Source organism: Cognatiyoonia sp. IB215446 (assembly GCF_033963825.1).
GTDB lineage: Bacteria > Pseudomonadota > Alphaproteobacteria > Rhodobacterales > Rhodobacteraceae > Yoonia.
The window spans coordinates 54,020-65,891 of the sequence record NZ_JAXBMD010000004.1 but is presented as its reverse complement, the minus strand read 5'-3'; the positions used below and the strand labels follow the sequence as shown (position 1 = coordinate 65,891).

The following is an 11,872-nucleotide window of genomic DNA, read 5'->3' as shown; positions in this document are numbered from 1 at the left end:
ATGTCATGTGCATGAGCCAGCCCTTGATCGACCCCTTCGCCCGCCATATCGAATATCTGCGCGTTTCGGTCACCGACCGCTGCGATTTTCGCTGCGTCTATTGCATGTCCGAGAACATGACCTTCCTGCCGAAGAAAGAGCTTCTGACATTGGAAGAGCTTGACCGGATGTGTTCGGCCTTCATCCGGCTTGGCGTGAAGAAACTGCGGATCACCGGGGGGGAACCGCTGGTGCGCCGGGATATCATGACGTTTTTCAAAGGCATGGGGCGGCATCTGGAAAGCGGTGCTTTGCAGGAACTGACGCTGACATCGAATGGCAGTCAGTTGGAGCGGTTTGCCGACGATCTCTACGCGGCAGGTGTCCGCCGTATCAACATCTCGCTTGATACGCTCAATGAGGAAAAGTTTGCGCAGATCACCCGTTGGGGCCGCCTGCCACAGGTTTTGCGCGGGATTGATGCCGCGCAACATGCGGGCATGCGGGTCAAGATCAACACCGTGGCCCTGCAAGGCTTCAACGAGGATGAGCTGTTCGACCTGACCGATTGGTGCGCATCCCGCGACATGGACCTGACCTTTATCGAAGTGATGCCGATGGGCGATCTCGGAAACGAGGATCGGCTGGATCAGTATTGGTCGCTCAAGGATTTGCGCGCGCGGCTTGAGGAGCGCTCGACGCTGACTGACCTGCCCGAACGCACCGGCGGCCCGGCCCGCTATGTCCGCGTGGGCGATACTGCTCAGAAGATCGGGTTCATCACCCCGCTCAGCCACAATTTCTGTGAAAGCTGCAACCGCGTGCGCATCACCTGTACAGGTGAGATCTACACCTGTCTTGGCCAGGAGGGGCATTCGGACCTCCGCGCGCCCCTCCGCGGATCAGAGGCCGATATCGACCTCGAAAACGCGATCCGCGCTGCAATTGCGCTCAAACCCAAAGGCCACGATTTCGACTATTCGCGCCAAAAGGTCGATGGGCAGGTCAGCCGCCATATGTCGCATACTGGGGGTTGAGCGATTAGCCAGCATAGCTGCCGCGCGGCGATACAGCCGTCCACAGTCCGGGGTACTCGCGAACGATCCCGAAATCATCGGTTGTTAGCTTTGCTGAATAGTCATGTGACGGTGAGCGATAGACGAACTCGGTGTCCGAGAGCCGTTGATAAACCTGCCTCAGCGGCTTGATGCACCAATCCCCAGTATCGAGCCAAACGGCGGTTGTTTCGACTTCCTCACCAATTGAGAGTCCAAGCCGCTTGATCGCATTCGTATTAGTGGCAGGCGTAAAACCGAGGTCGATGTCAAGAAGGCCATTGAGGCCGGCAACGCTCTCATCATTGAAGGCCCACTCGCCACTGGCGTCTCGCGATAGTTTGATGTTTTTCTCCGTGGCACCAAGCCGTCCGGTCACCCAAGCAGAGTTGCTCGACCAATCTGTGCCGCAAGAGATGCGGTAGGTGAAATTGGCCGGTTCGTTGCCCTCCAGATAGATCGCCGTACCCGAAATCTCGTATCCGCTCTCTGATCGCCCATAGTGACAGGCATCCAGTCCTTCGACGTCAATGCGGCGCCACAGCACTGTGCGGGGAAGCAGCGACCGATCATCGGTCATCGAGAAATCTCAACAACCGAACAAGAGTGTCTGCATGTGCCGAAGCTGCCATTTGCTGAATCCCGACAAATGGGGCCCTGCTATGTTAGGTAAATTAGGCCGCCGGCATCCGCTGCTCAACGATCTCCGCCCACCATGAGCACCCAGCTGGAATCGCGTCATCGTTGAAGTTATACTCCGGATGATGAACCGAAGCTGTGTCGCCATTGCCGACAAGGATGTAGGCGCCGGGGCGTTCTTCGAGCATGAAGGCGAAGTCCTCTCCGCCCATGACGAGCGGGGCATGCGTACAATTGCCTGACACAGATTTGGCCACTTCGATAGCGAACTCGGTCTGATCCTCGCTGTTGACCATCACCGGGTAGCCTCGGATGTAATCAACCTTTGCTGTCGCCCCGAACGTGGCGGCCGTGCCCTGCACAACATCGGTCAGGCGTTTTTCGGCAAGGTCGCGTGTCTCAGCGTTCAATGTGCGCACCGTACCACGCAGGTTGACCCGCTGCGGGATGACGTTGTGCGCCTTTGAAGATGTCTCGAAGCTGGTAACGGACACCACCACTTGATCGACGGGATTAGCGTTCCGGGACACAATGGTTTGCAGCGCCAGGACCACGTGGCTGGCGACCACTGTCGTATCGATTGTCTCTTGCGGTTTGGCCGCATGACCGCCCTTGCCTTCGATCTCAATCTCGAACTGGTCAGCCGCGGCGAAGAATGCGCCCGACCGGATCGCAAATTGACCGGCGGGCATGCCGGGCCAGTTATGCATGCCGTAGACCTCTTGAATGTTCCAGCGGTCCATCATGCCGTCGTCACACATTTCTTTGCCGCCGCCGCCGCCCTCTTCGGCAGGCTGGAAGATGACAACGACCGTGCCGTCGAAATTGCGGGTCTCGGCCAGATACTTCGCGGCACCAAGCAGCATTGCGGTGTGCCCGTCATGCCCGCAGGCATGCATGGCCCCATCAGTCTTTGACTTGTAGGGCACATCCGTTTGTTCATGGATCGGCAAAGCGTCCATGTCGGCGCGCAGACCAACAACCTTGCCGGACGTGTCGGATTTGCCCTTGATCACCCCCACAACACCAGTGCGCCCGATACCGCTCACGACCTCATCACAGCCAAATTCGTTGAGCTTATCAGCAACAATTTTTGATGTGCGATGCGTCTCAAACAAGATTTCAGGGTGTTCATGCAGGTCGCGGCGCCATGAGGTGATCTCTGGCAGAAGCTCTGCAAAACGGTTTTTGACGGGCATTAGTCTCTCCGGAATTTTCGCGATATGCGCTGGCTGCAATTCATCCCAGCTATGAACTAAAAAACATTTGCTGCGATAGTTTTCACACATCGGAGCGGAGTGACAAGCGAAAAAGCCGGGCCGTTACGGCATGCGCACATTTGCGCGTACTGCAACAAGGTTCGGCCCGAGCTGAGCCGTCACCGCTGACAAGCGTCTCGCGTTGCGTTCGGCTTCAGTCGGCTAGCGCGTCGACCAACTTCTTGATGAATGCTTCACCCTTCTGGAACTGATCGACGCTGATGAATTCATTGGGCTGATGCGCCTGCGCAATGTCGCCGGGGCCGCAAATGACGGCAGAATAACCGCGCTCCTGAAACTGGCCAGCCTCCGTGCCATAACTAACGACGTTGCTGGCGTTCTCACCCGTAATGTGGCGGATCAGGCGTTCGGCCTTGCCATCCTCTTCCGGCTTGAGACCTGGCACTTCAAAGTATTGTTCGGCCGTGATGCCCGCTTCCGGTCGGACCGCTTTCATCTCTGCTTCAATCGCGGCCACCTTTGCATGGAACCGATCCTGCCACCCGCCGATATCTTCGCCCGGCACGATGCGGAAATCGAAGCCAAAACGGCAATCCTTGGCTGTGATGTTGTGCGCGGTCCCCCCCTCAATCGTGCCGACGTGCAGTGTTGTGTAGGGCGGAACGAAGTCGGCGGCGAGCGGACCCGGCGTTTGGCTTGCGTTTTCGGCATTCACCTCATTGGCCCAGTTGATCAGCTTGGCAGCCATCATAATGGCACTGACGCCTTGTGGCGCGAGCGAGGAATGCACTTCAAAGCCGCGAAAATGCATGTGGTAGCCGATACCACCCTTGTGGCCCGTCACCACCTTCATCATCGACGGCTCACCCACCAGAACCGTATCCGCTCGCGGCATACCCATTGCCACCATGTGGTCGATCATGGGTGGCGCGCCAACGCAACCAACCTCCTCGTCATAGCTTAGCGCGATCTGTATGGGCCGTTTGATCCCTTTTTCGAGCGCCAGTGGCACCGCAGACAAGGCCAGTGCATCAAACCCTTTCATGTCGCACGTGCCGCGACCAAAGAGCTTACCATGACGTTCCGTCACAACAAAAGGATCGGTGTCCCAGGATTGCCCGTCAACCGGCACCACATCGGTGTGGCCTGACAAAACCACTCCGCCCTCAACCTCCGGACCGATATGCGCGTAAAGTGCGGCCTTGGTGCCGTCTTCATTTGGTACCCGGATCGCATTTACGCCAAACCCGTTCAAATAATCCTCAACAAAATCAATCAGCTCCAGGTTGCTGTCGCGGCTGACGGTCGGAAAGCTGACGAGCCGGTCCAGGAGGTCACGGGCGCTGAGTGTCATGGGGTATCCTTCATTTTTTGCATTAAATCGCACCACACGATTTCAGGTCTGCACAATGCAGATGCAACACAGTGTTGCGTAGGCTCTGTGATCGCGCAAACAGGAATCGTCTTGCGGGTTCGAATTTTGATGTTACCGTTTGGGCAAACGCCGCTTTTCTGTTCACAAGTGCGGCGGAACAAGAACAATATCTGAACCACTTGGGAGGTTCATCTATGCCCGATGGGGCGCTGCCCGTCCTGGATGTCCAGGACCTCAAAACTGTGTTCAGAACGCGGGCCGGAGAGGTCCATGCGGTTAACGATGTCAGCTTCTCACTCAAGCCCGGTGAGTTGTTGGGTGTTGTCGGTGAAAGTGGCTCCGGCAAATCGGTGACGATGATGTCCCTTTTGGGTCTCCTGCCGTCCCCGCCAGCGGATGTGCGCAACGGCTCTGTCAATTTCGACGGCAAGGACCTTTTGAAGGTCAATCCAGAGACATTGCGTGCCGTGCGCGGTGGCAAAATCGGCTTTGTTTTTCAGGACCCTATGACATCGCTGAACCCGGTCTTCAACGTGGGCATGCAATTGGCGGAGCCTTTGCGCAAGCATATGGGTTTGAACAAACGCCAAGCCGCCAAACGCGCGCAGGAGCTTTTGGAGCTTGTCGGCATCCCTGATGCTAAGCGTCGGTTGCTGGACTATCCGCACCAGTTTTCCGGCGGGATGCGCCAACGCGTGATGATCGCCATTGCGCTGGCCTGTGATCCGAAAGTCCTGATCGCGGATGAGCCGACCACCGCCCTGGACGTCACTATTCAGGCGCAGATTCTCGAATTGATGAAGGAATTGCGCGAAAAACTCGGCATGGCAGTGATCTGGATCACCCATGATCTGGGCGTCATCGCGGGCATCGCTGACCGTGTCATGGTGATGTATGGCGGTCAGGTCGTCGAACATGCACCGGTGAAGGAGCTTTTCGGCAACCCACAGCACCCCTATACGCGCGCGCTTTTGAAAACGATCCCAACGATCCATGGGGAGCGTGCTTCGCGCCTCACGATCATCGAAGGGCAACCGCCGATCATGGTCGGCCCGCCATCATCCTGCCCGTTCCGCGACCGGTGTGATGTGGCGTTTGATCGTTGCGCACAGGAAAACCCGGCCCGTTATGATGTGGGCGAAGGCCACGATGTCGCCTGCTTCTTTGACGCGCGGACGGGGGCGTCCCGCGATGTTTGACGCCGAGCGAAAGCCGCTGGTCTCGGTCCGGGACCTCAAGATGCATTTCCCGATCTTCGCGGGTCTTTTCCGCCGCCGTGTGGGTGAGGTGAAGGCCGTCGACGGCGTCAGCTTTGATGTGATGGAAGGCGAGACGCTGGGCCTGGTGGGCGAGTCCGGCTGCGGCAAATCCACCTGCGGCCGCGCCGTTCTGCGCCTCTATGACATCACAGATGGGTCCATTGTGGTCGATGGCCGCGAAATCGGTGCGACACCACAGCCGGCCCTGCGCGAGATGCGCCCCACCATGCAGATGGTGTTTCAGGACCCGCAAGCCTCGCTCAATCCCCGCATGACAGTTGAGGACATCATCAAAGAACCGCTGGACGAGCACACCACGCTCACTGACCGCGAAAAGCGCGCCAAGGTCGCGGAGTTGATGGATGCGGTCGGGCTCAACCGCAAATTTGCCAAGCGTTATCCGCATGCCTTCTCAGGCGGGCAACGCCAGCGGATCGGGATTGCCCGTGCGTTGGCACTCAACCCCAAATTCATCGTCTGCGACGAACCGATTGCGGCCCTGGATGTCTCTATTCAGGCGCAGGTCGTCAACCTGCTTGAGGACCTGCAGGAAGAATACGGGCTCACCTACCTTTTCATCAGCCATGACCTTTCCATGGTGCGCCATATCGCGACACGCGTGGCGGTGATGTATCTCGGCAAAGTCGTCGAACTCGCCCCGCGCGAGGCGCTTTATGCTGAGCCGCTGCACCCATACACCAAGGCGCTGCTTTCGGCGGTTCCTGAACCAGACCCCAGCCTGGCCCGCACAACCGAACGCATCATCCTCAAAGGCGACGTACCCTCCCCCGCCAACCCGCCAAAGGGCTGCAACTTCTGCACGCGCTGCCCATCGGTGATGGATATCTGCAAAGAGGTTGAGCCGGATTACCGCGAGGTCGCACCGGGCCGGTTCACGGCCTGCCACCTTTACAACGACATGAACAACACTGCCGACCAAACGGCAGGAGCCGAGGCGACTACGAGCACCAACAAGGAGACAATCACATGAAACTCAAAACAGCCCTTATGGGCGCTGTTGCCACAGCAAGCCTTGCGCCGATGGCCTTTGCCGACGCGCATGAAGGCGAGCGCGGGCGCGATGGCGAAGTCAAGATCATCTATTGGCAGGCGCCATCGATCCTGAACCCATTCCTGTCGGGCGGCACCAAGGACGTCGAATCCGCCTCGCTGATCATTGAGCCGCTAGCGCGCTACAATCCCGATGGTGAGCTGATCCCATGGCTGGTTGACGAAGTGCCCACGGTCGCCAATGGCGGCGTGTCCGAAGACCTGATGTCGATCACATGGACAATTTCCGAAGGCATCCTGTGGTCGGACGGAACGCCTTTCACCTCTGCTGACGTGAAATTCACCTATGAATACTGCACCGATCCGGAATCCGGCTGTGCGCAGGTCACCAAGTTCGAAGGTGTCTCCTCGGTCGAAACGCCTGACGATCTGACCGTCGTCGTCAACTTCGAAAACCCCACACCCTTCCCTTACGGCCCGTTCGTGGGCGGTGAAAGCCCGATCCTGCAGGCAGCCCAGTTCGCCGATTGCATGGGCGCGCGGGCACCTGAATGCACGGATGAAAACTTTGGCCCCATCGGCACAGGTCCATTTGTTGTCACCGAGTTCCGCACAAATGACGTGATCCAGCTGGTCGCCAACGACAACTACCGCGATCCGAACAAACCTGCCTTTGCCTCGGTCACCTTTAAAGGTGGCGGCGATGCAACGGCTGCCGGTCGCGCCGTGATGGAAACGGGCGAGTTCGACTATGCCTGGAACCTGCAGCTGGCACCTGATGTGATCGCCAGCATGCAAGAAGGCGGCCTTGGCACGCCGGTTGCTGGCTTCGGTCCACTGGTTGAGCGCATCATGCTCAACAACACCAACCCTGATCCGGCACTTGGACCGGATGAGCGCGCCGTCATCCGCCCGCACCCATTCCTGGGTGAGCCTGCGGTGTATCAGGCGATGTCGATGGCCATCGACCGTCCTCTGCTGGTGGAAATCGGCTATGGTCAGGCCGGTAAAGTCACCTGTAACTGGGTTCCTGCCCCGGCTGCCGTGAACTCTGACACCTTCACATGTGACGTGCAGGATATCGCTGGCGCAAACGCCATGCTGGACGAAGCCGGTTTTGTTGATAGCGACGGCGACGGTATCCGCGAAGCGAATGGCGTACCGATGCGCGTGCTCTACCAGACCTCAACCAACGCTGTCCGTCAGGACTTCCAGGCGCTGATCAAGGAATGGTGGTCCGAGATCGGTATCGAGGCCGAGCTGCGCAACATCGACGCATCCGTGTTCTTCGGCGGTGACCCAGGCTCGCCTGACACGTTCCAGAAGTTCTATGCGGACGTTGAAATGTACGCCAACACGTTCAACGGAACGGACCCACAGTCCTATCTCGGCAACGGTCTTTGCGACAAGGCACCTAGCCCTGCAACCCAGTGGCAGGGTGAGAATGTCAGCCGCTTCTGCGATGAGGAATATGACGCCCTGCACGCGCAATTGACGCAGACCGCCGATGCGGCCGAGCGCGCGGCGATTGCCCGCCAGCTCAACGACATCATGGTCAGCCGCGGCGGGATGATCCCGCTGGTGCACCGTGGTCGTCTGTCAGCCCACGCCAACAGCCTGGGCGGCATCGACCTGAACGTTTGGGACAGTGAGCTTTGGAACATCGCTGACTGGTACCGGACCGGCGACAACCGCTAAAACGTCCTGCAGCCCCGGTCCTTGCGCCGGGGCTGCTCCCCATTTTCACCCAAAGCCATCAACCAAGGCGCCGCCCATGTTCAACTACACGATCCGTAGATTGGTCCTGTCGATCCCGACGCTTTTGTTTATTGCTTTGGTCATTTTTCTTTTGCTGGAACTGGCACCCGGCGACCCGATGGGCCAGATGCCCCTGACGATCCCCGATGACGTCAAACAACGCATGCGCGAGGCGCTGGGGCTGGGGGAGCCGTGGTACACACGCTTTTACCTCTGGCTCTACCAGTTCTTCATTGTGGAGCCGCAATACTGGATCGACGGCGCCTTCGGCACCAACTTCGCCAACGACGCCCAGCGCATCATCAGCTTCCAATCCCGCAGCCCGGTTTTCGATACGATTGCGGAACGCTTGCCCCAGACGCTCTGGGTCGTGGGCATGTCCTATGTCGTTGGCGTCGCCATCGCCCTGCCCATAGGCATCATCAGCGCTTACAAACAATATTCCGTCTTCGATCAGGCCGGCACATTCGTCAGCATGATCGGCTTTTCCGTCCCGCCCTTCTTTTCCGGCGTTCTGGTCATCGTCATCTTCTCGGTCCAGCTGGGCTGGCTGCCGTCAATCTACGACACCACGCACGAGGTCGTGGATTGGGAAACTTTCAAGTACCAGATCCAGCAGATGATCATGCCCGTGATGGTGCTCGCCCTACAGACGACCGCTCAGGTCAGCCGTTACATGCGCGCCTCCATGCTCGACAATCTGGGTCAGGACTACGTACGCACCGCACGGGCCAAGGGCATGTCCGAGAGCGTCGTCGTCATGAAACATGTCCTGCGCAACTCCATGATCCCCGTCATCACGGTCATTGCCTTAGGGATCCCGTCGATCTTTGGCGGCGCGATCATTACCGAACAGGTGTTCAAGGTGAATGGCTTGGGCCAGCTTCTGATCATCGCGCTGCAGGGCAATGACATTCCCATGGTGATGACCATTACATTCCTCCTCGCAGTACTGATCGTGATGATGAACCTGATTGCCGACATCCTCTACGGCGTGCTTGACCCGAGGATCCGCTATGACTGACGCCACCCTCGCCAAACCGGTCGAAAAGGACGAAAAGGCCCGCAACCAATGGTGGGATGTCTGGGACCAGTTCCGTAGCCACAAGGGGGCGATGGCGGGCCTCTTTTTCCTATTCTTCATCACGGTGTTCTGCGCGTTGGGACCGATTGCGTGGGATGTTGATCCCGGCAAGCTGGACATTCGCAACAAGGACCTGCGCCCAATCTACACCGCGATCTGGGACGGCGATGCGAAGGTTTCGTGGGCACGGCCCATGGGCACCGACCATCTGGGCCGCGATATCATGGCAAATATCATGCAGGGCGGTCGGATCAGTCTGGCCGTTGGCTGGACCGCGATGATCCTTGCGATCCTGATCGGCACATTGGTCGGCGTGCTCGCGGGGTATTTCAAGCGGCTCGACTGGCCGCTGATGCGTTTCACCGATCTGGTTCTGTCCCTGCCACTCCTGCCGCTTCTCCTCGTGATGATGCTCTTGTTCCGCGACCCGCTGCGCGCGGCGTTTGGTCCAGAGAACGGAATCTTCCTGCTCATCGTCTTCGGGATCGGGATCACGTCGTGGATGCAGACGGCCCGGATCGTGCGCGGCGACGTCATGGCGCTCAAAGAGCGTGAATTTGTCCTTGCCGCAAAATCCATCGGCACACCGCCGCGCCGCATGATCACCCGACATATCCTGCCCAACGTGCTGTCGCCCATCATGGTCTCGGCCACGCTTGGCCTCGCCACGGCGATCATCACGGAAAGCGCGCTCTCTTTCCTAGGTCTCGGCTTCCCGTCGGACTTCCCCACCTGGGGTAAGATCCTGTTTGACAGCGTCGACCGCATGACCGCCTTCCCCGAACGCGTCATCTGGCCGGGCATGGCGATTTCGCTGACGGTCTTGTCGGTCAACTACATCGGCGACGGCCTGCGCGACGCGCTTGATCCACGCATCCGCGGTCAGTGATTTTTTCTGTCGATGCCGCGTAGGAGCTCCTGCTGCGCTGCGTAATGGTAAGTATCGCAGCTTAGACAGGAGAAACCCAATGCTGATGCGAACGACTTTTGCAGCCCTTGCGCTGACTGCCCTCGCCCTGCCCGCCCATGCGGATTGGAGCGCCACGAACTCCAATGGCGGCTCCGGCGGCGGATCAACCACCTGTTCACGCGTTGACGGCCAACGCGTGTGTGAGACGACGAGCACATGGACCACAGCCGCCGGAAAGACCTATAGCAGCACCGCGCGTCGCGTTTACGATCAGAACGGCGTCAGTGGGACGCGGATTGGTATTGACCCGTCAGGTCGCGAGCGCGTCACGACATGGCGGCGCGACCGCTAAGGGTTGCATCATGGATACGGTCGGGCAAGGCTGGGCCGTATCCTTGGGAATGACGCGCAATTGCCGGACAAGACCAACCAGACTGATGCACTGCTCCGGCAATTGGCGGACGGCAATCGCGGCGCGCTCGATCAGCTTTGGGCGCTGCATGGTGGCGCGATCCACGGGATCGGCATGCGGTTTCTGGGCACGGCGGATGCGGGTGAGGACGTGCTGCAGGAGGCCTTTGTCAAAATTTGGCAGAGCGCCTATCGCTTCGATCCAAACCGCGGCACGGGAACGGCCTGGATTTTCACGATTGTCCGCAACGTGGCGCGAGATCATCTGCGCAGGCAACGGCTACGCTGGCTGGTGGGCCTTGACGCGCTTGTGACAGAACCCGTGGACACTGCACCGGATCAAAGCGTGCAGGTCGATGACCGCGCCAAATTGCGCCAGGTCCAGGCCGATATTCTTGATCTGCCGGACCGGCAACGCATGGCGCTTTTGCTGAGCGCGACTGCGGGCTTGGATACGCATGAAATCGGGACGATTATGGGCAGCAGTCAGGGCGCGGTGGAGCAATTGATCGTGCGCGCAAGGCGACGCCTGCGCGCGCGTATGAAGGAGACTGGACATGAATGAAGATGATGCCATCGATGCCTTGCTGCGTGGCGGGATCGGGCAACCACCGGGTAAGCCGCCCCAACGGCCAGAGCGACCACGGCAGAGCCGTGTTCCGGCCGTCCTCGTGTCCGTCATCTTCGCGGCGTTGCTTCTGACACCCGTTATCCTTGTCCTGACGGCTGATCCTGCGCAACTCCTGCTCGGTCTGATCACCGGCAATCCGATCTCACTTTTCGGAGGGCTCTTCTGATGCGGAACCGTGTGCTGCGGATCGCCCTGCGGGTTGTGCTGGTACTGTCGCTGCTTGCCAATGCGGTCGTGATCGGTGTGATCCTGCGGGCGGTTGAATTGCGCGACCGCGCGGGCCTGCAGGACACGCGCTTTCCCCCCGAACTTGGCCGCGCCTTCATGGAGGTTATCGAGGACGAGGATGAGATCTGGACACAACTCGCCCAACTCGGCGATGCGCGCCGCGCAATGATGGCCGCCGCCGAGGCACGCCCCCTAGATCGTGAGGCGCTTATCGACGCCATGGCCGAGGTGCGCCGTCAAAGCGCCGCACTACAGGTCGAAGGCCAGCGCATCATGCTGGAGGTCATCGAAGACGCCGCACAGGCGGAGTAA

At 59.2% G+C, this 11,872-nt stretch carries 13 protein-coding genes; 10 read left to right on the top strand and 3 right to left on the bottom strand.

What is annotated here, in order from left to right:
* Positions 1–11 precede the first annotated feature (11 nt).
* Positions 12–1,016, top strand: a complete 1,005-nt coding sequence (gene moaA / locus SLH49_RS16105; RefSeq protein WP_320270184.1) for a GTP 3',8-cyclase MoaA — start codon at positions 12–14, stop codon at positions 1,014–1,016.
* A gap of 4 nt (positions 1,017–1,020) precedes the next feature.
* On the opposite strand, the gene SLH49_RS16100 is transcribed toward moaA, so the two are convergent.
* The 3 genes from SLH49_RS16100 to argE form a co-directional block, all read right to left on the bottom strand.
* Positions 1,021–1,614, bottom strand: coding sequence for a putative glycolipid-binding domain-containing protein (locus SLH49_RS16100; protein ID WP_320270183.1), 594 nt, complete (start codon positions 1,612–1,614; stop codon positions 1,021–1,023).
* 94 nt (positions 1,615–1,708) lie between these two features.
* Positions 1,709–2,872 carry a M20 aminoacylase family protein gene (locus SLH49_RS16095; protein ID WP_320270182.1) on the bottom strand — a complete coding sequence of 388 codons (1,164 nt, stop codon included), beginning with the start codon at positions 2,870–2,872 and terminating at the stop codon, positions 1,709–1,711.
* Between the two features lie 214 nt (positions 2,873–3,086).
* Entirely contained in the window at positions 3,087–4,247 is a 1,161-nt protein-coding gene (argE, locus tag SLH49_RS16090) for an acetylornithine deacetylase (protein WP_320270181.1), read from the bottom strand.
* Positions 4,248–4,462: 215 nt separating this feature from the next.
* Here argE and SLH49_RS16085 point away from each other — a divergent pair, with 215 nt between their 5' ends.
* The 9 genes from SLH49_RS16085 (at position 4,463) to SLH49_RS16045 (ending at position 11,872) form a co-directional block, all read left to right on the top strand.
* Positions 4,463–5,467 (top strand): ABC transporter ATP-binding protein, encoded by a 1,005-nt coding sequence (locus SLH49_RS16085; protein WP_320270180.1) that lies wholly within the window; start codon positions 4,463–4,465, stop codon positions 5,465–5,467.
* Positions 5,460–6,518 carry a dipeptide ABC transporter ATP-binding protein gene (locus tag SLH49_RS16080; protein ID WP_320270179.1) on the top strand — a complete coding sequence of 353 codons (1,059 nt, stop codon included), beginning with the start codon at positions 5,460–5,462 and terminating at the stop codon, positions 6,516–6,518. The genes SLH49_RS16085 and SLH49_RS16080 overlap by 8 nt, the downstream gene beginning before the upstream one ends.
* Entirely contained in the window at positions 6,515–8,236 is a 1,722-nt protein-coding gene (locus SLH49_RS16075; RefSeq protein ID WP_320270178.1) for a peptide ABC transporter substrate-binding protein, read from the top strand. The genes SLH49_RS16080 and SLH49_RS16075 overlap by 4 nt, the downstream gene beginning before the upstream one ends.
* A gap of 76 nt (positions 8,237–8,312) precedes the next feature.
* On the top strand, positions 8,313–9,320 hold the full coding sequence (locus SLH49_RS16070) for an ABC transporter permease (protein ID WP_320270177.1): 1,008 nt from the start codon (positions 8,313–8,315) through the stop codon (positions 9,318–9,320).
* Positions 9,313–10,269 (top strand): ABC transporter permease, encoded by a 957-nt coding sequence (locus SLH49_RS16065; RefSeq protein WP_320270176.1) that lies wholly within the window; start codon positions 9,313–9,315, stop codon positions 10,267–10,269. The genes SLH49_RS16070 and SLH49_RS16065 overlap by 8 nt, the downstream gene beginning before the upstream one ends.
* A gap of 79 nt (positions 10,270–10,348) precedes the next feature.
* Positions 10,349–10,642: a hypothetical protein gene (locus tag SLH49_RS16060; RefSeq protein WP_320239020.1), complete on the top strand. Its 294-nt coding sequence runs from the start codon at positions 10,349–10,351 to the stop codon at positions 10,640–10,642.
* A gap of 60 nt (positions 10,643–10,702) precedes the next feature.
* A complete protein-coding gene (locus SLH49_RS16055; protein WP_320270175.1) occupies positions 10,703–11,266 on the top strand; it encodes an RNA polymerase sigma factor in 564 nt (187 codons plus the stop codon).
* Positions 11,259–11,498 (top strand): hypothetical protein, encoded by a 240-nt coding sequence (locus SLH49_RS16050; RefSeq protein WP_320270174.1) that lies wholly within the window; start codon positions 11,259–11,261, stop codon positions 11,496–11,498. Before SLH49_RS16055 ends, SLH49_RS16050 begins: the two co-directional genes overlap by 8 nt.
* The gene (locus tag SLH49_RS16045) at positions 11,498–11,872 is read left to right on the top strand and encodes a hypothetical protein (protein WP_320270173.1); all 375 of its coding nucleotides are present in this window, start codon (positions 11,498–11,500) and stop codon (positions 11,870–11,872) included. Before SLH49_RS16050 ends, SLH49_RS16045 begins: the two co-directional genes overlap by 1 nt.

Bases quoted from the DNA above. Each gene is read 5' to 3' on its own strand.
- argE (WP_320270181.1), bottom strand. From the start codon at position 4,247: ATGACACTCAGCGCCCGTGACCTCCTGGACCGGCTCGTCAGCTTTCCG.
- SLH49_RS16070 (WP_320270177.1), top strand. From the start codon at position 8,313: ATGTTCAACTACACGATCCGTAGATTGGTCCTGTCGATCCCGACGCTT.
- SLH49_RS16095 (WP_320270182.1), bottom strand. From the start codon at position 2,872: ATGCCCGTCAAAAACCGTTTTGCAGAGCTTCTGCCAGAGATCACCTCA.
- SLH49_RS16085 (WP_320270180.1), top strand. From the start codon at position 4,463: ATGCCCGATGGGGCGCTGCCCGTCCTGGATGTCCAGGACCTCAAAACT.
- SLH49_RS16075 (WP_320270178.1), top strand. From the start codon at position 6,515: ATGAAACTCAAAACAGCCCTTATGGGCGCTGTTGCCACAGCAAGCCTT.
- SLH49_RS16045 (WP_320270173.1), top strand. From the start codon at position 11,498: ATGCGGAACCGTGTGCTGCGGATCGCCCTGCGGGTTGTGCTGGTACTG.
- SLH49_RS16080 (WP_320270179.1), top strand. From the start codon at position 5,460: ATGTTTGACGCCGAGCGAAAGCCGCTGGTCTCGGTCCGGGACCTCAAG.
- SLH49_RS16100 (WP_320270183.1), bottom strand. From the start codon at position 1,614: ATGACCGATGATCGGTCGCTGCTTCCCCGCACAGTGCTGTGGCGCCGC.
- moaA (WP_320270184.1), top strand. From the start codon at position 12: ATGAGCCAGCCCTTGATCGACCCCTTCGCCCGCCATATCGAATATCTG.
- SLH49_RS16065 (WP_320270176.1), top strand. From the start codon at position 9,313: ATGACTGACGCCACCCTCGCCAAACCGGTCGAAAAGGACGAAAAGGCC.
- SLH49_RS16060 (WP_320239020.1), top strand. From the start codon at position 10,349: ATGCTGATGCGAACGACTTTTGCAGCCCTTGCGCTGACTGCCCTCGCC.
- SLH49_RS16050 (WP_320270174.1), top strand. From the start codon at position 11,259: ATGAATGAAGATGATGCCATCGATGCCTTGCTGCGTGGCGGGATCGGG.